The 24183-nt window shown below is 39.5% G+C and carries 24 protein-coding genes and 1 tRNA gene; 7 read left to right on the plus strand and 18 right to left on the minus strand.

What is annotated here, in order from left to right:
* Positions 1 to 115: 115 nt before the first annotated feature.
* From moaCB to RM545_RS04925, 6 genes are read right to left on the minus strand one after another with little or no spacing between them, the layout of a single operon-like run.
* On the minus strand, positions 116 to 1030 hold the full coding sequence (moaCB, locus tag RM545_RS04900) for a bifunctional molybdenum cofactor biosynthesis protein MoaC/MoaB (protein ID WP_311494204.1): 915 nt from the start codon (positions 1028 to 1030) through the stop codon (positions 116 to 118).
* Positions 1031 to 1044: 14 nt separating this feature from the next.
* Positions 1045 to 1485: a molybdenum cofactor biosynthesis protein MoaE gene (locus RM545_RS04905; RefSeq protein ID WP_311494205.1), complete on the minus strand. Its 441-nt coding sequence runs from the start codon at positions 1483 to 1485 to the stop codon at positions 1045 to 1047.
* The gene (locus RM545_RS04910; RefSeq protein WP_311494206.1) at positions 1475 to 2575 is read right to left on the minus strand and encodes a HesA/MoeB/ThiF family protein; all 1101 of its coding nucleotides are present in this window, start codon (positions 2573 to 2575) and stop codon (positions 1475 to 1477) included. The genes RM545_RS04905 and RM545_RS04910 overlap by 11 nt, the downstream gene beginning before the upstream one ends.
* Entirely contained in the window at positions 2572 to 2778 is a 207-nt protein-coding gene (locus RM545_RS04915; protein WP_311494207.1) for a MoaD/ThiS family protein, read from the minus strand. Before RM545_RS04915 ends, RM545_RS04910 begins: the two co-directional genes overlap by 4 nt.
* A gap of 11 nt (positions 2779 to 2789) precedes the next feature.
* A complete protein-coding gene (mobA, locus tag RM545_RS04920) occupies positions 2790 to 3380 on the minus strand; it encodes a molybdenum cofactor guanylyltransferase (RefSeq protein ID WP_311494208.1) in 591 nt (196 codons plus the stop codon).
* Positions 3377 to 4114 carry a sulfite exporter TauE/SafE family protein gene (locus RM545_RS04925; protein ID WP_311494209.1) on the minus strand — a complete coding sequence of 246 codons (738 nt, stop codon included), beginning with the start codon at positions 4112 to 4114 and terminating at the stop codon, positions 3377 to 3379. Before RM545_RS04925 ends, mobA begins: the two co-directional genes overlap by 4 nt.
* 375 nt (positions 4115 to 4489) lie before the next feature.
* Here RM545_RS04925 and RM545_RS04930 point away from each other — a divergent pair, with 375 nt between their 5' ends.
* Positions 4490 to 4837 carry a DUF3140 domain-containing protein gene (locus RM545_RS04930; RefSeq protein WP_311494210.1) on the plus strand — a complete coding sequence of 116 codons (348 nt, stop codon included), beginning with the start codon at positions 4490 to 4492 and terminating at the stop codon, positions 4835 to 4837.
* A gap of 78 nt (positions 4838 to 4915) precedes the next feature.
* On the opposite strand, the gene RM545_RS04935 is transcribed toward RM545_RS04930, so the two are convergent.
* The 3 genes from RM545_RS04935 to RM545_RS04945 form a co-directional block, all read right to left on the minus strand.
* Positions 4916 to 6394, minus strand: a complete 1479-nt coding sequence (locus RM545_RS04935) for a cryptochrome/photolyase family protein (RefSeq protein WP_311494211.1) — start codon at positions 6392 to 6394, stop codon at positions 4916 to 4918.
* Positions 6395 to 6565: 171 nt separating this feature from the next.
* On the minus strand, positions 6566 to 7507 hold the full coding sequence (locus RM545_RS04940; protein WP_311494212.1) for an alpha/beta hydrolase: 942 nt from the start codon (positions 7505 to 7507) through the stop codon (positions 6566 to 6568).
* A 302-nt stretch (positions 7508 to 7809) separates the two neighbouring features.
* On the minus strand, positions 7810 to 9018 hold the full coding sequence (locus RM545_RS04945; RefSeq protein ID WP_311494213.1) for a hypothetical protein: 1209 nt from the start codon (positions 9016 to 9018) through the stop codon (positions 7810 to 7812).
* A 174-nt stretch (positions 9019 to 9192) separates the two neighbouring features.
* On the opposite strand from RM545_RS04945, the gene RM545_RS04950 reads away from it, so the two are divergent.
* A complete protein-coding gene (locus tag RM545_RS04950; RefSeq protein WP_311494214.1) occupies positions 9193 to 11127 on the plus strand; it encodes an apiosidase-like domain-containing protein in 1935 nt (644 codons plus the stop codon).
* Between the two features lie 64 nt (positions 11128 to 11191).
* On the opposite strand, the gene RM545_RS04955 is transcribed toward RM545_RS04950, so the two are convergent.
* The 3 genes from RM545_RS04955 to RM545_RS04965 all read right to left on the minus strand — a co-directional run bounded on the left by RM545_RS04955 (position 11192) and on the right by RM545_RS04965 (position 15183).
* Positions 11192 to 12370, minus strand: a complete 1179-nt coding sequence (locus tag RM545_RS04955) for a molybdopterin molybdotransferase MoeA (protein WP_311494215.1) — start codon at positions 12368 to 12370, stop codon at positions 11192 to 11194.
* Positions 12367 to 13347, minus strand: a complete 981-nt coding sequence (gene moaA / locus RM545_RS04960; RefSeq protein WP_311494216.1) for a GTP 3',8-cyclase MoaA — start codon at positions 13345 to 13347, stop codon at positions 12367 to 12369. Before moaA ends, RM545_RS04955 begins: the two co-directional genes overlap by 4 nt.
* Before the next feature lie 516 nt (positions 13348 to 13863).
* Positions 13864 to 15183, minus strand: a complete 1320-nt coding sequence (locus RM545_RS04965) for a family 8 glycosyl hydrolase (protein ID WP_311494217.1) — start codon at positions 15181 to 15183, stop codon at positions 13864 to 13866.
* A 462-nt stretch (positions 15184 to 15645) separates the two neighbouring features.
* Here RM545_RS04965 and RM545_RS04970 point away from each other — a divergent pair, with 462 nt between their 5' ends.
* The 3 genes from RM545_RS04970 to RM545_RS04980 all read left to right on the plus strand — a co-directional run bounded on the left by RM545_RS04970 (position 15646) and on the right by RM545_RS04980 (position 16253).
* Positions 15646 to 15843 (plus strand): hypothetical protein, encoded by a 198-nt coding sequence (locus RM545_RS04970; RefSeq protein WP_311494218.1) that lies wholly within the window; start codon positions 15646 to 15648, stop codon positions 15841 to 15843.
* Positions 15800 to 16063 (plus strand): hypothetical protein, encoded by a 264-nt coding sequence (locus tag RM545_RS04975; protein ID WP_311494219.1) that lies wholly within the window; start codon positions 15800 to 15802, stop codon positions 16061 to 16063. The genes RM545_RS04970 and RM545_RS04975 overlap by 44 nt, the downstream gene beginning before the upstream one ends.
* A gap of 102 nt (positions 16064 to 16165) precedes the next feature.
* Positions 16166 to 16253, plus strand: a tRNA-Ser gene (locus RM545_RS04980).
* Between the two features lie 43 nt (positions 16254 to 16296).
* Here RM545_RS04980 and RM545_RS04985 read toward each other — a convergent pair.
* From RM545_RS04985 to RM545_RS05010, 6 genes are all read right to left on the minus strand, one after another.
* Positions 16297 to 16746, minus strand: a complete 450-nt coding sequence (locus RM545_RS04985) for a nucleotidyl transferase AbiEii/AbiGii toxin family protein (protein ID WP_311494220.1) — start codon at positions 16744 to 16746, stop codon at positions 16297 to 16299.
* Positions 16743 to 17306 carry a type IV toxin-antitoxin system AbiEi family antitoxin gene (locus tag RM545_RS04990; protein WP_489752647.1) on the minus strand — a complete coding sequence of 188 codons (564 nt, stop codon included), beginning with the start codon at positions 17304 to 17306 and terminating at the stop codon, positions 16743 to 16745. The genes RM545_RS04985 and RM545_RS04990 overlap by 4 nt, the downstream gene beginning before the upstream one ends.
* A 769-nt stretch (positions 17307 to 18075) precedes the next feature.
* Positions 18076 to 18369 carry a type II toxin-antitoxin system RelE/ParE family toxin gene (locus RM545_RS04995; RefSeq protein ID WP_311494222.1) on the minus strand — a complete coding sequence of 98 codons (294 nt, stop codon included), beginning with the start codon at positions 18367 to 18369 and terminating at the stop codon, positions 18076 to 18078.
* On the minus strand, positions 18369 to 18593 hold the full coding sequence (locus RM545_RS05000; RefSeq protein WP_298246109.1) for a type II toxin-antitoxin system ParD family antitoxin: 225 nt from the start codon (positions 18591 to 18593) through the stop codon (positions 18369 to 18371). Before RM545_RS05000 ends, RM545_RS04995 begins: the two co-directional genes overlap by 1 nt.
* Before the next feature lie 185 nt (positions 18594 to 18778).
* The gene (locus RM545_RS05005) at positions 18779 to 20149 is read right to left on the minus strand and encodes a family 43 glycosylhydrolase (RefSeq protein WP_311494223.1); all 1371 of its coding nucleotides are present in this window, start codon (positions 20147 to 20149) and stop codon (positions 18779 to 18781) included.
* A gap of 52 nt (positions 20150 to 20201) precedes the next feature.
* Positions 20202 to 22136, minus strand: coding sequence for a glycoside hydrolase family 97 protein (locus tag RM545_RS05010; RefSeq protein ID WP_311494224.1), 1935 nt, complete (start codon positions 22134 to 22136; stop codon positions 20202 to 20204).
* 353 nt (positions 22137 to 22489) lie between these two features.
* On the opposite strand from RM545_RS05010, the gene RM545_RS05015 reads away from it, so the two are divergent.
* Together RM545_RS05015 and namA are read left to right on the plus strand one after the other, a co-directional pair.
* Complete coding sequence (locus tag RM545_RS05015; protein ID WP_311494225.1) at positions 22490 to 22675, plus strand: hypothetical protein; 186 nt, start codon at positions 22490 to 22492, stop codon at positions 22673 to 22675.
* Positions 22676 to 23080: 405 nt separating this feature from the next.
* The gene (gene namA, locus RM545_RS05020; protein WP_311494226.1) at positions 23081 to 24151 is read left to right on the plus strand and encodes an NADPH dehydrogenase NamA; all 1071 of its coding nucleotides are present in this window, start codon (positions 23081 to 23083) and stop codon (positions 24149 to 24151) included.
* Positions 24152 to 24183 lie beyond the last annotated feature (32 nt).

Consider the following 24183-nt stretch of genomic DNA (forward strand, 5'->3'; position numbering starts at 1 on the left):
AATCAAAAATATTGCAGAAGCAGGCTCTAAAAAATGATCCTGATCACATTACGCTATTTCAGAATTGATTCCGAAAAGAACACTTTTATTTTCAGAGCAACTTCTTATGTTGAGTTTAATCATGTTTAAAGGCGGCAATTACCCTGAAGATATGCATAATAGCAGGAAACACAGCGTCCATAGACTCCTCTGCTCCTTTTGTAGAACCGGGCAGGGCAAGCACCAGCGTATTCCCGATTAACCCGGATACAGAGCGCGATAACATGGAATACGGCGTTCTGTCCTGACCGTAAGCTCTAATAGCTTCTTCTATTCCCGGCACCGGCCGCTCCAATAGCGGTTTGATAGCTTCGGGCGTGACATCACGTGGAGAAAGACCTGTGCCCCCGGTAAGAATAACCAGGCTTACTTTTTCCTTACATTTCTGCTTTACCAGCTTCTGAATTCCGTCCTTCTCATCGGGAATGATAACGTAATCTTCAATTTCTACCTGATAGGTTTTCAATTTTTCGATAATTGCCTTTCCGGCACGGTCTTCTTTTTTCCCGGCAGAAATGGAGTCTGAACATACGATAACACTCGCCGAAATTTTATTTTCTTCTACTACTTTTCTATAGTCGGTTTTGCCTCCCTTTTTTTCGAGAAGCTTAATATTTTCAATACTAATTCCTTTATCTATCGGCTTAAGCATATCGTACATGGTAATTGCAACCACAGAAGCGGCGTGCATGGCCTCTACCTCTACCCCGGTTTTATAAATAGTGTGGATTTCCACTTTAATTTTAACCATAAGCTCTTCAATTTCGTAAGTTATCCCTGTGTACTCAATAGGCAAGGGATGGCAATCTGGAATCATATCGCTGGTGCGCTTTGCAGCAAAGAGTCCGGCAGTTTTTGCCATTTCAAAAACATCTCCTTTAGGAACTTTTTTCTGTTCTATGGCTTGAATTGTTTCGGGGCTACTCACCCGCACGACCGCCTGCGCGATAGCTTTTCTAAGCGTATTTGTTTTATGCGTAATATTAACCATTGCCTTTCTTGCTTCTATTTGTTTACTTTCCAGGATTCTTCACTGCTCTCCAAAATCTCTTTTCCCCATACCGGCAGTTCTTTTTTAATGCGCTCTACCAGCTCATCACACGCATCCATTGCCGGCCTGCGATGTTTTGACGAGGTGAAAACAAACAGGCAGATCTCTCCTGTTTTCACTTCTCCCAGGCTGTGGTAAATATGCATACAGGTAAGATCGAACTTCTCAAAAATAGCTTCCCTTATTTCAAAAGCTTTTTGCAGCGCCATTTCTTCGTAACAGGTGTATTCTATCGCCCTTACAGAGCTACCGTCTATCTCGTCTGCCCTCACCTGACCAAGGAAAATTGAATGTCCGCCAATATTGGTTTTCTTATTGTGATTCTGAATAGAGGTCGCTATTTTCTCACTGGAGATGGGTCCTTCTACAAATATGTTTTTCGGTTTACGCGCCATGGTTTTCTTTTTTTAAGGGTGAAGAAGGATGCAATATCCCTCCTTCTACAGAAAAAATCTTTTTCTCCGGAAATTTAATTTTCAGCTCTTCAGCCATTTTTTGGCTTCTTGCACCCGATTTACAGAACAACAGAATATTTTCAAAAGTCTCTATCTGCGTCTGATCCTTTACCAGAACAGACATTGGGATTTTTTCTATTTCTGAATTCTCTACTCCCGGTTCTTCATTTAATTCCCGAATATCTATTAACACAGAATTTTTCAAATTTCGTGTCCAGTCGAAAGCCTTTTCCCAGCTGATGCTTTCCGCTACACCACAGTTAATTTCATAATTAGCCGCTTTAAAAGCTTCTTTACTCACCGGAATCTTTTTACGGCCCTCCGGATTTGCTTCTGCCTTGATTTCAAAGAAAGAAGTGGTTTTCAGGTTGTAAAACAATATCTTATTGGAAAGCACCGTCCCCACTCCCGATAGTAATTTAATAGCTTCAGTGGCCTGTAAAGTTCCAATAAGCCCCGGAAGCACTCCGAGTACTCCCGTTTCACTGCAATTGGGAATTTCATTTGATGAAGGCGGATGTGGATATACATCCCGATAGTTTATAGGATCCTCTCCATAATTGAAAACCGCAAGCTGACCTTCATATTGATAAATCGCACCCATTATTAATGGTTTACCTAGTAAAAAGCAGGCATCGTTTATCATGTATCGTGTCCCAAAATTGTCTGTCCCGTCCAAAACCAAGTCATATTCTGAAATCACCTCCAGGGCATTTTCGGGAGTAAGAAATTGTGGAATAATTCTAAAAGCAACATCAGGATATTTTTGTTGTAAAACAGAAGCTGCTGTTTGAGCTTTAGGTTTCCCAACGTCGGCTTGTCCGTACAGGGTTTGTCGGTTAAGATTGGATTCGCTTATGGTATCTCCATCTGCAATCCCTATCGTTCCTACACCGGCCGCGGCAATATGTAGCAAAGCCGGACAACCAAGTCCTCCTGCTCCAACTACGAGCACTTTTGCTCCGGACAATTTTTCCTGCCCCTGGATTCCAAAATCAGGTAATATTGTCTGTCTGTCGAACCTGCTCATCCTCCTGAAAATGGTGGTAACAATGCAATTTCCTCATTTCCGTTAAGTGCGGTATTTTCCTGCACTATCTGCTGATTTACCGCTAGTGAAAAGTTCTGGGATTCCAGTTGAGGATATTTTGCTTTTAATCTATCCAGAAGCTCTTTGGTATTCTGGTAGTAAGGAAACTGAAATTCTGACGCCTCAAGCTTTTCTGCTAGCATTCCAAAGGCTTTTATATTAAGTTGTTCCATCGTTTCTCTGCTTCTCTAAATTCTTCCTGCGTGTTGATATTACGGAAATATTCAGTCGTTTTGCTAAAACCGGAAGATACTAAAGTATGCTTGTTTTTTAAAATGAAATCTGTCATTTTCAATTCTTCAGAAGCAATAGCATCCTCCACTTTTTTCTTTAGTTTTACAGGATAAAGGGCAAACAATGGATTAATCCCTTGCCCTACCAGGGGCGCAATGATTTCCTCAATATCTACTTCCGAAGTAAGATTTTTCACTCCTACTTCAGTTAGAAAAGGCATGTCGCAACTTACCAGGAAAACAACATCTGCTGAAGTGTTTTGAAAGGCCGAAAGGAGACCGCCCATTGGGCCTTTTTCCTTTACCACATCTGGAAATACTGAAACTCCAAATTGATTATACTCCGGATTATTGGCAATAATTTTTACAGGTAAACCTGCTTTTTTTAAAGTTTTTAGCACATAAGATATCATAGGCTTCCCCTCCATCAGCATCAATCCTTTATCGCATCCCATACGGCTGCTTTTTCCCCCGGCAAGTACGAAAGCTTCTATTTTTACTTTAGGGTTCAAGAAAGTATCAGTTTAATTGCTGCTCCCGCCAGGACAAAAGTGAGCAGATTTTTAACTAATTGTACATTAAAGCGGTGAGAACCGTAATAGCTGCCCAGCATCCCCGCTACCACTGTAGGCGGAATAAAGATCCAGAGTGATTTATCAAAAGAAAAACTGAAACCAAGAGTGCCAATATATCCCGCCACAGAATTCACAAATATGAATAAAGCGCTTAGAGCTGCTGTTTGCCTGATGTTTGTCCAGCCCAGCATGAGTACGAGCGGAGAAAGAATAATTCCACCGCCAATTCCTATTAACCCGGAAAAGAAACCGATTAAAATTCCAATAAGTGGCGGCAACCAAAAATTGTTTGCTACAGTTCTGGATTCGCTTTGAGGAAAAACCCCGAGAAACCGAAAAACGGGAAATAACAAGAGTACCCCCAGGATTTTCATATAAAGTGCTGTGTCTACCATCACCATTCCCCCTACAAAAGCTGCGGGCATCGAAAATATCACCAGTTGTAGAAATAGTTTCTGTGGAAATTCGCAGGTTTTGCGGTGGTTTAGAAAAGCAATAAATGAAATTATGATATTCATTAAAAGTGCAGTGGGCCTTATTTCCTCTGGTGCAAACCCGGCAAGCGCCAAAATCATCAAATAACTGCTCGCGCCACCATGTCCCACCGAAGCATAGAAAAAAGCGGCCACCGGTAATAAGAGGATTAAATAAAAAATCACGTCTGCGGACATTAAAAAAGAATTAGATGCTCTAAAAATAGCAAATCCAGAAGTAGTCTAAAATAATACCTTCAAAATAATTAAGGTAAAAAGAATGATTGCCAGGCTAAGGCCGGTAATCTTCTTGTTTTCTTTATTGAAAAAATCTCCCATTGATGCTATACGTTTCAGTTAAATGAAGGTAATAAATGGTCTTGAAAATCAGCTTCTTTAGAACCAGTAAAATTATGATAAAAGAGTCAGCGAAATATATAAAAAAAGTAAAATGTCAAATATTGCAATTTTCGATATCCTCGTTTCGTGATGGTTTCTGTATTAAATTACTAAATGCAAATACTATGAATATTCAGGATTTTTTTTCTAAATTCCTCTGAAAAGCATAAAACTATGGATAAAGAAGAAGAACAAAAGTCGATAAGAAATGAATTTTACGATAATGTGAATATGGCTCCCAAAGAGCTGGAAGAGTGGTTAAAAACAGAAGAATCTAAATCTGTAGGCCAGGACAGCGGGAGCGGCGAATCCATCGGGCATAAATCGGGAAAGAAAATCATTGATATCAAAAACAAAAATAAAGATGAATTAACCAAATCAGATTATGAGCATATGAAGAAGGTGAACAGTTATGTTAGCCGGCATACCGCACAAGGTCCTTCTTCAGATAAAAAAGAATCTCCGTGGAGGTATTCTTTAATGAACTGGGGTCATGATCCCTGTAAAAATGGCGGGTGCTAGTACACAGCGTCTTCCGAAGAGAAAAAAGACAGGTTCGAAATTTCGCAATTGTCGACCTTGCTTTTCAAGTACCACTTACTACAGGCTAACCAGAAATTCATCTGCTTTTCGATGTATGGAGATTTGTTTGTTATTGTCCCATTTGTCGAAGGTTCCCATCAGCATTCTGAGCCTTGGATTTTTCAGAAAAAAATTACGATGAGTATCCAAAAAACGCCAGAATAAAGCATCCCAGACTTCCTGCCAGTCGCCTTTGGGATAGTCGCTCATTTTCATAAGATAATTGCTTCCGCTAATATAAGGTTTAGTAGACATCATCCCTCCATCTGCAAACTGGCTCATGCCATAAACGTTGGGCACCATCACCCAATCATACGCATCTATAAACAACTCCATAAACCACCGGTAAACCTCGTCGGGATGAAATTCGCAAAGCAACATAAGGTTGCCCAGCACCATCAATCGCTCTATATGGTGGCAGTAGCCTGTTTTCAGCACCTTTTTGATGGTCTCATCTACGGGAACAATTCCTGTGGAGCCATCGTAAAAGCTTTTCGGAATTTTTCTGGTAAAGCCCCAATAATTCCTGGTTCGTTCTTCCCTACCCTTTGTCACGTAAACCCCTCTGATAAATTCCCGCCATCCAACAATTTGCCTGATAAATCCTTCCAGGGAATTTATTGGAATAGCATTGTATGAGTTAAAATCTAGGGTCTGCTCAATAACTTGCGCTGGGGTAAGTAAACCAATATTTAGCATGGGTGTGAGTAAACTGTGATTTAGCAGCATTTCTTTATGCACAATGGCATCTTCATAATCCCCAAACTCTGCCATTCGATAGTCCAGAAACTGGATTAGCCATTCCTCACTTTCTGAATAGTTCATGGGATAATTTACCTCTTCGCTAAGAAATCCAGGGTTTTCAGAAAAGTGCTGATTGGTATAAGCGCGTGCTTCCCGAATATATTGATTTGGAAGCGGAAATGTGGTTTTGATTACCGGCTTTGTTTTTGGATACTTTTTGCGATTCTCTTCATCAAAAGACCATTTACCACCTTCGGGACCTCCGGTTTTATCTATTAATATCCTTCTCTTTATTCTTTCCTGTTTATAAAATTCAGTTTGAAAAAACTTCTTTTTTTCAGGTTTAAAAAAAACTTCCAGGTCTTCGTTGGTATTCAGAAACATCGGGGATTCTAAAATACTAAGCTCAATTTTCAGTTTTTCGCAACTTGTCTTCAATCTTCTGGTTAACCAATCGTCAACAGGATCGACAACGGCTATGGATTTAACTTCAAGACCATTTAAATGCACAATTAGCTGCCTAATATCTGCTTCCTGTTGCTGAGATTCAAAATACTTTACTGAAAAGCCATTTTTGAGCAAAAAATCCTGATAAAATTTCATAGTTGCTCTATGAAAGGCAATTTTTTGTTTGTGGAATTTAAATTGATTGAAGAATAGACTTTCTTCTATCAAATAAAAATCCCCTTCTATGGAAAAGAGTGGATTTGATTCAAATAATTGATTTGGAAAAATTAATTTTGCGGTACTCATTTTCCGAATTTCTATTTCTTCTGCATTTTATATCACTATGAAATTCTTCCCAGATCAGCCTCCAGATTTGACAATTATCGACCTGCAGGAAAATAAATTTCATAGGATTGCTCTTTGTATGATTCTTTACTGAATATCCTGCTTTCTATTAGCAGAGGATCCAGGATTTTATTATTCAGGTTTTGGAAGGAAATTGTTTACTTCCAGCCAATAAATAAAAGCGTCGAACCAGCGATTACTGGTACGGTCTGGATTTCCAAGGCCAAAACCATGTCCGCCGTTCTGGTATAGATGAAACTCAACAGGCACATTAGCTTTATACCAGGATTCTATTAAACCAAACTCTCCGTTAAACAGAAAATCATCAGAGGCAATAACATTAAACATTGGAGGAGCGTTCTCTGGCACTTCTACAGCGTTCATGCCACCATAAATTGGACCGATAAAAGCCAATTTCATGGTCCTGGAATTCAGCGTTGAATGCATGGTAAGACCCGCACCGGCCGAGAAGCCAATCATACCTATATTGTTAGGATCAACACCCCACTCTTCAGCACGTTCAACAATCATAGCATAAGCAGCCTCGGCATCTTCAAGCTGATTAGACAAACTTGAACGTGGACGTTCTGGTCTTCTGGCTTCCTTATCATCTGAAGAACCAGCCGGAGGCGTGGCAGGAGGATTCATCGAGGTTCTAAAGTCGTCAAGCGACTTGGGAGTTGGGTGTAGCCGGTATTTAAGTACAAACGCTGCAATTCCTTTTTCTGCGAGCGCTTCTGCAACTTCCCAGCCTTCGTTACCCATAGAAAGCCATCTAAAACCACCGCCGGGTGCCACAATAATTGTGGTACCAGTCGCCTTGTCCGGATCGGGCAGGAATGGAGTAAGTGTAGCTTCAGTGATATTTCGTGCCATGGGATCTCCCCACTGGCGGAACCAGGTTTCCCCGGCAGGCTGATTTTCAACACCACCAGTTTCCAAAGGAATGGCATTCGGTTCTTCAGGGTTATCGAGTGGATAAATTGTACCATCCTGTGCCATTCCCGATGTAGAAAAGATAAACAGAAATGCCCAAACAATTGTTTTTGCAAAATTAGTGAGTGAATGATCCATTATAAGTTAGTTAATTCGCTAATAACTCTAAATGTATACATTTATATCCTGATTTTTTTATGCTTTGCTTTTCATTCTTAAGTAAAAATAACTTTTCCATTTTTAATGATATACCACGGCTGTCGTAAAATAAATGGTCCCTTCGGAGTGCAATCCGAAAGATCAGGTGCCGAATTTGTCAATTATCGACCTTCTGCTTCAGCTTTATCGAAAATCTTTTTCTTCCAAAGGGAACAGCATCACAAAACAAGAAGTATAAAAAATTCAGGTTGAACACTGAATAAAACTTTTTTGCTGATTCCTTATTCTTCTACAGTATTAAAATACAACTTCGGTTTCATTTTCCCTGTCTGTCCAGTATTTTCAGAAGCATAAAAAGACGCATCAATTGCTCCAAGTGGCTTTATGAGCAATCCTTTTGTGGTACCATTAAGCAGACGCTGCATGACGGGTTGGGAAATGGTAATAAAATTTTTGCCTCCGGGGATTTTATCTACTTTAAAATCATATATCATTTGTGTATTAAAAACTTCCTGATACCGCTTCCCCTGCATAAAACTAATATAGGTAACCTCTTCCTGCTCCCAGGCCTCCTGTCCGCCAAAAATCTCAATTACCCTTACCCGCGGAAATTCCTCTGCAAGTTGATCTTCATAAACTTCTACATAATTTCCTCCCGTGGCGACCGACTGGGTGGTGATCTCGAGAAGACCGGCTCCTTTGGCTTCAGAATCTTTGAAATTTTCCAGATCCCAACGCAAAATTGCCCATTGATTTCCATTTACCGTTAAAACCCGGGAAACACCTTCTTTCTCCCGAACATGCCAGTCATTCAGATTAAGTTCGGGATATTCCTGATTGATCAAGGCATCATGCGCTACCTCTGCTTTATTCGAAAAGCTGCTGAGTTCCGGAATCGCCGGATGGTAAGGTATCTGAATTCCTTTATCGGGTTCGGCTTTTTTGGTGTTGATGATGTCTGCCTTTATATAATCGACATCCACCTCGTATTTATCCGGACCAAAATCTGTGACATTAAACTGAACAAACAAAGAATCCCCCGGGACAGCATCAAGGTCTTTTGTGGTCATACTTATTACATGCCAGTCCTGGTCTTGCAATTCAAACTCCATTAAATCATGATGAAATTCGGTTGTTCTCTGGGTGTTGACCATGATATTCACCCGCTTAGGCGGATTTTTGATCCGTACCCTTGCTTCCACCCGCAATTCAGAATCTGGTCCTTTTAACTTCTTCAGGTTTAGATAAGGAGCAACATTTCGTTTGGTAATGGCATACCAGACATTATGTTGATCGTTGGTGGCATCTATATAAATCGTGGCAAAACCCTCCTTTTCCTGTACAAAATTCATTTCCGCATTTCCATCTCCCGTAAAATAAAGCCAGTCTTCCAACTCCTCTTTTTCAAAATCATCAATAAACTGGGCGCTGCAAAAACCTGAAATAAGAAACAATGCAATAAAAACAGCTAAGCTTTTTTTCCTGAACATCTGTGTATTTATTTAAAATAGACCTAAAACTAAATCTTTATTTACACATTTAAGGATCAGGAATATTAAATATTGAAAACGAACAGAAAAAGCTGCCACTTATTTCCTGCTCTATTATTTTCTTTAACTTCGATTAAACAATATATTTATAGCTAAACCGGTAATCTTATATTGATGAACATTAGACCCTACTTATTTCAATTCTTTTGCCTGTGGTTTCTTTTTATAAACACCAACAAGGCAGCTGCTTTCCAAACTTCCTCCCCTGAAGAAATTCACGTATGGGAGATGCAGGAATTAATTTTTGAAGCTGAAAACACTTATGATAATTTTTACACAGATGTTAAGGTATGGGTTGATTTAAAAGGTCCCGGTTTTTCAAAACGGATCTACGGATTTTGGGATGGTGACAATATTTTTAGGGTAAGGCTGGTGGCAACAGCGCCGGGTGAATGGGAATGGACCAGCGGATCTACTTCTGAAGATTCTGGATTAAACCAGAAGTCCGGTAAATTTACAGCTGTAAAATGGACAGAACAGGAAAAGCAGGAAAATCCTAACCGACGGGGTTTTGTACGGGCCACACCAAACGGACACGCCCTGCAATATGCAGATGGCACTCCGTATTTCATGGTTGGCGATACCTGGCTTGCCGGTAGCACCTGGCGGCTGCCGTTTCGCAGTGCCTCCACATCAGACGAATATAGTCCGGGACCGGGAATTGGTTTTGAAGACGCGCTAAATTACCGCCGGAACCAGGGCTTTAATTCCGTTAGTATGATTGCAGCCTTTCCAAACTGGGAAGCCGATAATAACCCCAGCACTTATGCAGATGAAAACGGGATTTTTGTGCGTAATGCCTGGGAAAAGTTTGGCTATGATGTTGCCAGTGATGAAGGAATAGACGCTTCGGGCGGCGAAAGTTACTGGGGAACTTTTACCGCAAAAAATATGCGGGATGAATATGGGAACTTGCCCTTTTCCATGTCTGCTGAATATAAAGGAGTCTCAAATTTCAACAATATCAATCCGGAATATTTTCAGAGTCTCGACAAGAAAATGCAGTATATGTCGAAAGAAGGATTTGTACCTTTGCTGGAAACCATTCGGCGGGATGCAGGACCTTCATGGAATGCTTACTTCAATTTTAATGAATCCTTTGCCCGCTATGTGCAGTACCTGATTTCCCGTTACGGAGCGCAAAACTTTTTGTTCAGCGGAATTCACCTTGACTGGATTCCGGAAGATTTCAGCCTTACAGCAGAGCAATTTAACGAGGCTCTCACCTACCACTTAAATACCTATGGGCCGCCACCTTTCGGGCAGCTGCATACAAGCCTAATAGACCGCTCCACTTATACAACCTTTGGCCACGGGGAGGAAGTGCCCTGGCTGGATATGCACAGCGTAGGGAACAAACCGAGGGACCACGGATTTTATGGGGCTATGGACACTTTATTTCATTTAGAACCTCCGTATCCTGCCATTAATTTTGAGCCTTATTACACAGGCTGGGATCATGAAATCAACAAACCTGGTGGGGAAACTCCAATAGCCAATTCCGATAGGGACAATTATTTTGCACGGGCACAAATGTACGGATCTGTACTTTCTGGAGGCCTGGCAGGCCACGTTCATGGGACAGCGGCTTATGATATTACCACTACCGGAGAGCCCGCCGGAGCCCGCCCTCAAATTTGGGATGCACTGAAGTATGAATCCGGAAATCAAATGCAGCACCTTAGATCGTTTATGCTTTCTGAAGGCGATCGATATCAGCAATTGAAGCCCGGCCATCAACACCTCCATCCGCATAAATCAGAAACCAGCAAGTTGCGCGGTTTGGACGGTTGGACACTTATGATAGTGACTCCGGAAAAAGATTTCTCCTTGCTGTACTTCGAAAATAAAGCAGTACTGCCAGAAATTAGCGGACTAAAGAAGAATACCTCTTATACTTTTACATGGTTTAATCCCCGGAACGGGGAATGGTTGGAGGCAACAGTACTTAAATCTGACCGAAAGGGAAATTTGAAGCTCCCCGGTTTTCCTGATGGTTCAAACCCATCTTCTAAGGACTGGGCAGCCAAAATCCTGCAAAAACAGTAAGGAAGATATCTTAGAGAGTTGCAAATTTTGACAAATATCGACCTGCAGGAAACAGAACTTCGTTTTATAAATTATAGACCTTTACCGGAGTTCCCGCTGTAACCTCTTCTTTATCTTCTTCTAACTCAACAAGGCAATTTGCAGTGCTAAACGCCTGCAGATTGAAGGACTGTTGTGCGCCCAGAACTTCTACTTCGGCTCCATTTGTTTTGGCTTTTACGAAAAAAGTCAGACCCGGCTTTTTCTTGTGAACTTCGGCTAAAATCAGCTCGCTATCAGCATCCCAGACATTATCCCGACCTATGAAGTAATAGAGAGAGGGTTTTACATATTGATTAAAACAACATAAAACCGAAGCAGGATTCCCCGGAAGTGCAAAAATCCATTTTTCGCCCTTTTTACCAGCAAACATTGGTTTTCCCGGCCGTTGTTTTATTTTATAAAATATTTCCCTCACTCCGGCATTTTCCAGGCATTCCTTTACAAAATCATAATCGCCAACAGAAATACCTCCGCTTAAAATAAGCACATCCTGTTGCTCCAGGGCTTCATCAATTATTTTCTGAAGCTCCTCCTTTTTATCTGATGCTTTTCTGGGAAAAATTTCTGTTACTCCGGACTTTTTCAGCAAAGCTTCGAGCATGGGGCCGTTGGAATTATAAATCTCACCAGGTTTAAGGGGAGTTCCCGGTTCTACTAATTCGTCTCCGGTAATGATATAAGCCACAGAAGGTGATTTAAAAATTTTAACCTCAGCCAGGCCAACAGAAGCCAGCAGCCCAATGATGCCGGGTGAAATTACCGTTCCTCTTTTCAGAATTAAATCGCCACGTTTACATTGCGAGCCTTTTAAGCGTACGTTGCTTCTGGTACTTATTTTATCCTCCTGATAACTAATTTCTCCTGAAACTTCATCTTTGGCTATTAATTCCTGCGGAATAACAGTGTCTGTACCTTCCGGGATTTTTGCGCCGGTAAAAATACGTGCGGCCTCTCCCCTTTCTATTTTATATGCTGAAGTATTTCCTGCCTGGATAACGGTATTCACCTTCCAACGCTGAAGTTTATCAAACTTTATTGCATAACCGTCCATAGCCGAATTATCGAAAGAAGGGACATCTATGGGAGAATATATATCTTCAGCTACTATAGAGTCAAAGCTTTGGCCAAGCGGTACCGCCTCAATTTTTCCTCTTGTACAATTCTCTGAAAGAATTTTCCTGGCTTCATTTACTGAAATCATCCGCCTATTTTAATCATACTACGGTTCTTAATGGTAGAAGCTTCAGCATCTTTATAGGATTTCGCAAACTGTCCGCCCATTACGGAGTGTTTTCTTCGCACCGAAGTTCTAATCAGCGGAACAATATCCTCTCCTTTTCTAAGAGTTCCCAGAACATCCATTTCTTCACTTCCAAAGAGGCAGTTTTTCATTTTCCCGTCCGCCGTTAAACGCATCCGGTTACAGTCTCCGCAAAAATGTTCCGTCATTGTGGTAATAAAAGCAAACGTACCTTCATGCCCTATGGCTTTATACTTTTTGGCGGTTGCATGAGGTCTATCTTTCAGTTTCACCATATCGTATTCTTCCTCCACCCACTTAAGCATTTGCGTGGCCGTAATGACTTTTTTGCTGTTCCAGTGATTACCTTCAAAAGGCATAAACTCAATCATTCGAACGTGTAACGGCAAATCTTTAGTAATCGCTACAAAATCAAGGATCTCTTTTTCTATGACTCCTTCTATTGCCACGGCATTGATTTTAACCCGAAAGCCTTCGTTTAAAAGCAATAAGATATTATCCCAGACAAGCTGAAACTGGTTTCGTTTCGTGATCCTTTTAAAAGTTTCGGCATCCAGGGTATCCAGGCTTACGTTTAAAGACCTTACTTCCGCTGCCTTTAACTGGTCTATATATTTATGGGCGAGCACCGCATTGGTGGTAAGGCTTATCTCTACAGGTAATTCGGAAAGCTTCTGAAGAATTTGCGGAAACTCTTTACGCACCATAGGTTCGCCTCCCGTAAGCCTTATTTTATTAACACCAAGGCCTACAAAAGTCTTTGCGATCTCCACAATTTCTTCCACCTGCATAAGGTGTTTATTGGGCAAACACTGGATATTTTCATCTGGCATACAGTACTGGCACCTGAAGTTGCAGCTGTCTGTAAGGGAAATCCTGAGGTAATCGTGAATTCTTTGATGAGTATCCTGAAGCATTATACATTTTTAGAATTTTAAATTTAAGGAATAAGAATCACAGAAACCAAAGTCTACGAGCCTTTTTAATTTTTACTCGATAATCGAGATTTTAATGCTCCGAGGCTTGCCTCGAAATCGAAAATCATTTCTTCTTAATGCTTCGTGGGCTTGCCCCGAAGCAGTTTACTACGGATATGTTATTTAGAACCTCTTTTTCTGAAGAAAAGAAAAAAGTCAAGCCCGGAATTTGCCAATTTTCGATCTTTATTCCTCAGAAAGACCAAAAAATGTCGATTATTTCGGCTTAAATTCAGAAAAAAGATTAAAATCAGCTACTTTTTTTACTGTTTACATTATAACCTCTTCTTCCAAAGAAAATAGGTAGAAGGACAGCCTTCAAATTTGGCAATTATCGACCTAAATAATGGCAAATGGCTAAAATTCAGCTCAATTTTAAAAATTTCAGAAAAAAATACAGGAGCAAACGCTAATTTGCTCCTCCTGATGATTTTGTATTCACACTGTACCTGCTTCTTAATTCATTTCCGGAGTAATAATTTGATAATTTCCGCTTAGGTGCATCAAACTGAAAAGATACATTAGTCCGTCGAAATAAGGATCAAAATATTCGTCTGGATAAGGTTCCAGTTTGGCATTCCAGATTGCATCCACAAATTCCCGACTTTTCTCCTGGGGACTCATAATAGCTGTAGTAGCCGCGGTAGAGACTAATCCCAGCGAATGTCTTAGCTTCTGGTAACCTCCCGCAGGCAGAATCCAGTCCGGAGTTGTTCCATCTATGTTATATTGATCTACGTAAGTATCCATTCCCTGCTCATATAGGAAATTCTGAAAACGTTTGGCGTAATCCTGCTGCCACTCCTTGTCTTTTGCATACCAGCTATAGTCCATCGCAACATTCATAGGAACCCGCCAGGAGTCATACCTGAAGGCATCACCCATTTTACCCCTGCTATGCGGCTCACCGCTAAATTCGGAGTAATCTGGTGTTAAAGCCGTGACGGGATGAGTAGCGCGATGAAGAAAAGCGCGGGCAGTATCGGCATATTCCCTGTACAATTCTTCCCGCCCATCATTGGCATAATCTGCCCATACTTCGTAAAATGCAGGCAAATGGTAAGATGGGTCTGTCCAGTCGTAACCACTTTCGTCTGGTACGAAATTTATCATTTTATGCTCTGTATTAATCACATTTTTAATACCCATAGTACCGTCTTTACTATACATCGCATCCAGAATTCTTCTTGCTTCTGCATAGTAATCGATACCGGTATGATTCCCCCAACGGTTTGAGGCAAACAAAAGATCGGTAACAAAATACAGCTCCCCGTCTGAAGCTGAACCTTCTGCATTATGCTTTCCGGTTTTGGGATCTACGCTCCAGGCAAAATAGGCATCACGCGGGCCACCCTGGTGCTGCATATTTTCTTTCGTCCAACGCCAGAGTTTATCAAAAACATCCTTTTTATCCAGCTGAACGGCCACCATCATTCCGTATGAAAGCCCTTCTGTCCTGGCATCTTTATTTTTGATATCGGAAACATAAGCCATAGAATCATTAACTTCGAAATAGACCCGGTCCGGTCCTTCAAAAAGATCGTAATAAGCCTTTTCCAGTTTTGCGTCAATGGCTTCCTGCGAATAACCGGCCTCTAAAAACACATTACGATATTTGCCGGTTTCGGCAGCTCCTTTTTCCCATGGTTCTAGATTTCCGCGGGAATCTGTAACATTCTCTTTCGATTCACGCTGTTTAGCAGATGAACATCCTGCTATTGAAATTAGAACAATCACCACAAGGGCAATTGCGCTTAAAAATTGATTTTTCTTCATATTAATAGCTATAGTAATTAGAAACTGAAATTATAATTTTATAGAGGGCAACTGAAAATAATAGTTTTGATGTCATTAATAACGTGCTTTATTAAGGCTTTTAAGGTAGTGATTTCAGGTTATAGTCATAGTTACTTTTAAGAATTTTTATACACATGGTTTCTCATCCTTCAGATTGTTTTTTATTACTTTGGATCCTGGTGGAACAGTCCCGACCGTAAATATTCATTAGAAGCGATTATAATTCTTTTTCAATTTGAAGGTAAAAAGTGGACATTAAGGCACTTCTGAGTATTGTTTCACTCTTCAATTTATATATTCTTCTCTATATATTATCAAAATATTTTATCAAGCTTTGCAGCCTCAAAATGAGTATTGAAAAAGTTCGCAATCATGTTATAGCTTCTAAACCTTGGTCTGTCTGGATTATTAAAGAACCGTCCGGATATTCGACAGGTCGAAATGGAACGGGCGGCTGCAAAACTGGATGTAAAAATTGCCAGAGCAGATTTTTATCCATCCTTTAAGATCGAAGCAAAGGAGGGATTTCAGGCGTTTGATCCCGCTTATTTAATAGAACCAGAATCTTTGTTATATAAACCTTACTGGCGAGGTTATGGCTCCGCTAATCAACAGAAATGCAATAAGAGCGGCCTATAACACTGCAAATGCAAAACAGTTACAGGTTGTATTACATTACGAGCAAACAATTTTATCGGCTTATCCGGAAGTCAGAAACCAGCTTTCTACTTATAGAAATTATGAGCAGAGTTTTGAGAAGAAATCTCAGGAAGTAGTAAAAACTTTCTCCTGGCTTCCCTTTAATGTAGTAATGTCCGCATGTTGTTGCGTACAATATTTTAAAGCAGAAATAAAATAGAAGCCAAGAGCTTCATAATCAGATTAAAAAATAAAAAGCTGTAAAAAACAGCAATAATTTTTTTTTGGAATGGAAAAAGCTTTCTATATTTGCATCCGCTAAGGAGAAATGGCAGAGTGGTCGAATGCGGCAGTCTTGAAAACTGTTGAGGGTCACACCTCCGGGGGTTCGAATCCCTCTTTCTCCGCCATAGGAACCCGTAACCAACTGAAAATTAAGTTGTTACGGGTTTTTTAATTCCTATTTGTACCGTCATTTGTACCGAAATTCAACCCAAGGCAAAACATTAAAGTGTTCTTTACAGTTAATTTCCAATTTAAACGTAGTCTAATTTCTTCGTATTCAGAAGTGAAACGGTATAATGCTTTTGCACCGTTTCCTCTTACTTGTGTTTTTCTTGGTTCTTCAAAAAACGTAATAACCTCATCTAGACGTTGCATTATTGGTTTTATAGGGCCTGGTTTTATTTGAACCAAATCGATATCTTCTGAATAACGTGGTGCAGGGTTTAAATACAACTTATGAAGTGCCGTACCACCTCTAAATGCTAAGTTTTCATTTAAGAATTCATCTGAAAATATATCTACAAGTGTGCGACTGATAATAAGGTCTTGTTCTACCTGTGAAAATTCCTTCCAAGGTGCGTGCATTTGCCATTTAGCTATATCGGGTCTCGGTATCATAAATCACTTTCCATTTTTATATTCACATCTACTTTCCATCTGTTCTCAACTGCACCTGCCTTTTCACTCGACCTCGGACTCAATAGAACTGGATAGAATTTTTTTAATTTTAGATGTTCATATATGAGATTCGCTATTTCAGATCCGGGATTAATTTCGTCCAATAAAAAACCTAAACGTTGTAAAACGCTTTTTTGAGAATACCAGGACAACAAATCTTTTGCATCTGCCAATTTCATTTCTTCTGTCAGTTCTTCCAATACTGAAAGCATTCTATTTAGTCCGCCGATTTTAGTTTGATGGTAAATCAAGTCCACGGCGGTTAAGCAAGGACTCGATATTTTGAACATCCCTGCATCTCCTTTTCTTGATACCACATTTTTTTTTGGCCAGTTGGACACGGTAAAAAAATCAATATGGATAGCATTCTTAGAGATGGTTAAAAGGGGCGCCTTATCGTGTAAGACGTATTCTTTCTGGATTTGCTGATGCCCAGCACCATAAAATTTTGCGGCTGAATACAATCCCACATAATGATTACGGTCTAAGTACTCAAACAAGTTATTTACGTATAGCTCCAAAGGTAATTTGCCAAGCCTTGAATATCGTGGTGGAATAATTTAATAAAAGTGATGCCTTAGTGGAATGATATCTCCATTTTTGGTTGCGTACTTTAAATCGCTTTGTACTGAAGTTTCAGACTTACTTGAATAAGCTTCAACTACTTCATCAAAAGTAAATGAATAGTTTTCAAAAGATAATTGGTTAGTAATGAAATCAGATAAAGTCAATCTTAGTAAATTTTCGAGAAAGGTAGTAAAAATTACCCTTTTTCTCGAAAGTTTACTAAAGTATTCTATTTTCTTTATTACACTATATACTTTTAAAATCCATTATGAACTATCTCTTCATCTGCTCTGCAAAGAAACAACCTGCTTGCCGGGGGCAGACGCTCAAAGACAGCTGAAGACTACTTTTCCCAACTGTTCACGAATTCTTGAATGCAGGAACAAATATTAAAATTTGTAGAAAAGAAGTAACTACAGAATTTATTGAGGAATTATTAGAAAGGGCCGATATGGTTTATATAAATGAAAATCCACACCTGGATGATATTAGAAGAAGAAAAAACATCGTTTTAAAACAAATATTATATTGGTAAAAAACACCGTCAAAATTACGATTATAATGGTTCCTTACGTACTTTCGAATTGTAATTTTGAAGTGAATCAACTTTAGTAAATTTTCGAGAAAAACACTAAAAACTGGTACTTTACTTGAAAATTTACTAAGAATTTTGTTCTAAAGCGATGTTTGGTAACTAATAAACTATTTTAGAAATTTTTTCAAATCCCTGCTACCGTGAAGCACACGAACTATTCTTATATGATTATTAAAAACCCTGTAAAAGACAATATGAGAAACATAGGGAAAACTAAAAAGTCCCTCCTTAATTTCATCACGCTTTTTACCAATGTGTGGATTTTTTAGAAGGAATTCAAAATGAGTTCTCAAACCGATCAGATATTCCAGAGCCTGATCTTCACCAAACTTGTCAGCACCAAAATCATATATATCATCAATATCTTCATGGGATTTTTGAGATAGGATGTATTGATCCATTAAGACTTCCTTTTGGATTCAATAATCTGGTCCATGGTCATTGAACTGTCCGGGCCATCCCAGCCAAGCTCGATTTCTTTTCTAAGATCCTGGATTACTTTTTCCCGGTAAATACCGTGAAGCCTTAAAGCGTCCCTAATGACTTCGCTATTATTCTGATATTCCCCGGAAGCAACCTGCTTGGAAATATACTCTTCTTGTTTTTTAGTGAAACTTATATTCATAGTTTAAAAATACTGAAATATCTATAAATAGTAAATATAGATATGAATTAACTTTTCACTCTTGACACTAAAAAATAGTTTTACCATTTCTTATCTGGTTTTAAAAAGTTCTTCAGAAAATTGTCTGGATTGGCACTTAAGATATATTTATTATGACAATATCAGTTTTTCCATTCTCATTCCTTTTACTTTTCAAACTGGACCCAGTCTATTTCAACTCCTTCACCACTTGTAAGCTCCACTAACAAATCCTGCACAGCTGTTACCTCTGCTTTTACCGGCGCTGTGAAAACGTCCCAATTTCCGCCTTTTTGAATGGTAACTTGAGAAATCTCCTGGTTGTCCTGACCTGCCAATTTTAGAGCTATAGTACCCCCAGTTAAAGATCTTGCTCTTATTTTTACATTTTTGGGACTTTCTGTATCATAATCCACCTGATTATATCTTACCCAGGCATCAGGTTTATTTAATACCATTTTCCATCCCTGAAAAGGATCAAGCCTGTCTAAAAAAACTGCAGCAGCTCCAATGTTGCTTTTATTGCTATACCGGTCAATCTGAATTTGAGCAGTGCTTGATGTAATTCCAACGCCACGATGCGTGGGAATAACTGTTTTAATGTTTCCGTTTTCCTCAAAAAATAAACTATCGGCACGAATGGAGCGGTTTTTGTCAAAATCGGGCGAAAGGTCATTATCGTGATAAAATAGGTACCACTGATTTTCATATTTAACAATTGAATGGTGATTGGTCCAGGTGCCTGAAGGGGATTCATTCATAATGACACCTTTGTGTGTAAAAGGTCCCATTGGGTTATCGGAAATTCCGTACTCAAGTCTTTCGGTATTATTTGCAACGTGAGGATAAGTCATATAGTAAATACCGTTTCGTTCAAAAACAAAAGGCCCTTCAATATGTCCTTTCTGAGGGATTTCACTGAATGTTTTTATTTCTGAATTTAGGTCCAGCATATTTTCCTTCAATTTTGCACCATAAATTTTACCACGAGACCAGTATAAATAAGCCTGGCCATCTTTATCTATAAAAATATTCGGATCTATTCCTTCTACACCTTTAATATGGCTTGGCTGTGGTTTATAGGGTCCTTCAGGTTTATCGGCAATCGCTACGCCAATAGAAAAACCGCTTTCCCCATCTCCGGCGCCTCTTATCCTCGTGGGAAAATAGAAGTAATATTGGCCATTTTTCGCTATCGCATCCGGCGCCCACATACTGTATGCTTCAGGATCTGCCCAAGGGACATCTTTTTGATCCAGAATTTTTCCATGGTCTGTCCATTCGGTAAGATTTTCCGAAGAAAAAACGTGGTAATCGGCCATATTGAACCACTCTGCACGGCCTTCACCTTCCGGAGGTACAATATCATGGGAAGGAAATACATATAACTTGCCGTCAAAAACTCTTGCCGTAGGATCTGCCGTAAATTGGTCCATTATCAGCGGGTTTTGTGCAAAAGTATTAATGGTTAGAAAAAAGATTAACAGGTTTGCAGATTTCGTTTTTGCTATTTTCCTCTTCAAAGTTTTGTAGTTCATCTTAATTGTTTTTTATTTTAAGCACTAAGGACCAGTGGACCAGTAGATACATTTAATTTGTAATTACAAATCCACCTTGAGGCTGCATGGTTACTTCAAACTTTCCGTTTTTTGGTTTTATTTCCTTCTTTTCAGATTTCCCTTTTCTGAAGTCATTTATGATACTGAAGTTAGTTCCTCCTAGTTCCGGAAGGAAAAAACTCACTTTCTTAGGTTCTTCCGAGGCATTGATGCCCGCTATGTACCATTGCTCCTCGTGCCTTCTTGCCAATACACTGTACTCCCCGGGATATCCATCAATAAAAATTGTTTCGTCCCAGGTTGTAGGTATGTTTTTCATGAATTCTATTGCAAACTCCGGGGCATCTTTCAAATTATTAGGCGTCAACGCAAAGAATTGTACCGGCGTCTGAAATAAAACCGCAGTCGCCAGTTGAAAGGCATCAGAGGTTTTCCTAAAATTCCCGCCATCATTGCTTCGGTTATATCTTTCGTTTAAAACAGTACCTCCAAAATCCATACTTCCTACAGTATTTCTTATAAAAGGATGAATTGCAGCGCTTCGGGCTTCCTGCTCGTTTGCGTACTGACTAAACATGAGGTTTTCTGAAGCAAGAACTGCTTCAGTACTTATAAAATTCGGGTACATTACCTCCCAACCCCTTGGGATTGTGGCGCCATGAAAAATCATCATTAATCCGTGATCATTGGCATCAGACATGATATCCTCATAAAGCTGAATGGTTTCTTGTTTATCACCACCCATAAAATCGACTTTTAAGCCTTTTACACCATTTTCCTGCAACCACTGCATTTCCTTTTTTCGGGAAATAGCCCTGTGCATTTTATTTCTTGGCGTCATAGGAGCATCATTAGCAACTCCGTTAGAATTATACCATAGAAAAACATCGACATTTTTGCTCCTGGCATATTCAATTAGATCCTCCATTTTATCGTACCCAATATTTTGATCCCAAAGTGCATCAATAAGAATATATTCATAGCCCATTTCTGCAGCAAAATCTATATAAGTCACCTGGTCATCGTAATTCATACTTTGATCCTGCCACATAATCCAACTCCAAACTCCGCGGCCATATTTATAATCTTCAGAAGCTTTATAAAGCGGCTCCACCACATCAAAAGGAATGGTGGTTTCTACTATTGGCTGAAGGGTTTCTCCCAGAGTAATTGTACGCCACGGAGTACTAAACGGAAGGGAAATTGCAGCACCGGTACTTCCGAAGCTGTTAAGTTCTGTACTCTCAGGAAAAGAAATTGTGAATTCTCCTTCATCATTTGGATCACTTAGATGAGAAGCAACGTAAGTACCGTCAACCCCAGTTTCAGATATTAGAACCCAATGATTTTCAGTTTTAAATAAACCAGGAAATGTGTAACCCAAATTATTAACTGAAGCAGTTTTTATATTCTGATCTAAATAATATCCCTCTTCGTAACTTGGTTTAGTACGCTGGAAACCTACCATGGATTTTGACTGAGGGGTTAGAAAACTTTTGGCCGTTTGTGGAAAATTAAATCCCGTGAATTCCTGGGTAACAACGTGAGCTACGGTATCATTATATTTAGGAATATGGTACTTAAGTGCAATATCATTGTTGCTTACCCGGAAAACAACATCTATTTCCTGACCTTTTTTGTTAGAAAATGTGGTAATTAGCTCCTCTGCCTTATAGTTAATTTCAGACTGCTTAAGCTTTGAAGATTTGTACGTCTTCTCCACCAAATTGGTTTCACTACTTTTGAAACTTACTCCTTCGGAATAGTCAGTAATATTCGTTTTCAGTCCTAAAGGAGATTTTTCCAGCACAACTTCATTATTATATAAAACTGAATAGACTGGTTTTCCTGATTCAAGATAAACTTCCAGTTTAAGGGCTTCATTGGGGCTGTTTATCGTAGCTTCTTGGGCCACTGTGAAGTTAAATGTGACTACCAGGGCAATAAGAAAAATTAGATTTTTCATTCTACAATTTCAAAGTGTGGATTATTTTACTGACGCTAATTTAATAATTTTCAGCCACCCCTCTCTTTAACTTCCAAAGAACAACCTGGAGAATTATTTTGCTTTTTCAAAAAGCAGTTACAATTCTTTTACCTGTGTTACATTGGGAGACAAATTGGTCACTGATGATCAAAAAAAAATGATTTAAAATTATTCAGTTTTTTCAAAGGGTTAGACACAAAAAATTAGCGGAAAGAAACTATGAAAATTCAAAAGCTCTACTGAAAACAAGAATTAACAAACATTGAGATTTCAGATTTATTTATTTTGAACCATTCAAATTATCTTGAGAATTAACTCTTAAAAACCTGAAGATGTTGAAATCCTTTTCACCGATCCTTTCTATTCTTTTTTTTGGTAGTTTTTCCCATTCTTCCATTCAGGCGCAGAAATCTCCTGAAGTAGATATTGATGGAGCATTACGTTTTAATTATAACCTCTCTTCATGGAAACCTGAACAAAAACCCGGGGAGGTGATTTTGGCTATAACATTTTCATAATCAATGCCGTGGCTGCTTATAGAGGAATTTACGTCAACCATTCCCAACAGAAAAAGTAGCTTTCCGGTTCCTACGGTGACCTTTATATTTTTTCCTCCCATGAGTTACGCGAAAAAAACGTGTTCTCCTTCATAAAGAATTGAAATAACCGGCAATAGAATAAAGAACGCCAGTTTAAATTTAGGTATGTCGCTTATTCCAAACATTATCTCTCCCCCTATTATCTGAAAGGTGCAAATTTGGAATTACCGTTTTTCATAAGGAAAGATTAAAGACTCACATGAACATTCTAAAATATGGACTGATATCTTAAATTTATTGATTTTTATTTACAAATGAATCAAAAGCATTTCGATCTCTATCTGTTTCTGTTATCTTTAGCTGTAAACTGAAATCAGGAATTGAATGTCTATATTATTTTCACCTTTTACAATTAAAGAAATTGAATTCAAAAACCGAATTACCGTATCTCCTATGTGCATGTACAGCAGTAAAGACGGCTTTTCCAACAACTGGCACATGGTACACCTTGGAAGCCGTGCAGTAGGTGGCGCCGGACTCATTTTTACTGAAGCTGTTGCGGTCTCTCCAGAAGGCCGTATTACTCCGCACGACCTGGGAATTTGGAAAGATGAGCATATCAATGGATTAAAAGAAATCGTGGAGTTTGTCGAATCTCAGGGAGCAGTTATTGGCACCCAACTTGCCCACGCAGGTCGTAAAGCGAGCACAACGCCACCCTGGGAAGGAGGCGCCCTTCTGGACAATAAATCCGGTGGCTGGGATACCCTCGCTCCCAGCCCGGTTCCGTTTATAAATAATAATCCGTTACCAAAGGAGCTGGATGAAACCGGAATTAAAAAGGTGATAACCGATTTTAAGTCTGCGGCAAAACGAGCTGTAAAAGCAGGATTTAAAGTAGTAGAAATCCATGCTGCTCATGGATATTTACTGCACCAGTTTCTGTCGCCCATAAGCAATCATAGAAATGACAATTATGGAGGAGATTTTGAAAACCGAATCCGTTTACTTCTGGAAGTTCTGGAGGCTGTAAAAGAAGAATGGCCGGCAGATTTGCCAATTTTCGTCCGTATTTCTGCAACAGACTGGGTCGAAGGGGGATGGAACGAGGAAGAATCGGTAAAACTGGCTAAAATTTTAAAAGAAAAAGGCGTGGATCTTATAGATTGTTCTTCGGGAGGGATGGTTCCTCATGCAAAAATCCCGGTGGAAAAAGGATACCAGGTACAATTTTCAGAAAAAATTAAAACCGAAGCAGATATTGCTACCGGAGCAGTAGGATTAATCACAAATGCTGAAGAGGCAGAGAAAATCCTTACCCACGATCAGGCTGATCTTATATTTATGGCACGGGAATTCCTCCGGGAGCCTTATTTTCCGCTAAAAGCTGCCAGAACACTGGGAACCGATGTTCCCTGGCCTCCTCAATATGACCGTGCAAAACCGAGGGGATAAAATTCAATTAAATATATTTCAAATATTACAAA

Origin of the sequence: Autumnicola lenta, from assembly GCF_031846515.1 — a bacterium.
Lineage (GTDB): Bacteria > Bacteroidota > Bacteroidia > Flavobacteriales > Flavobacteriaceae > Autumnicola > Autumnicola lenta.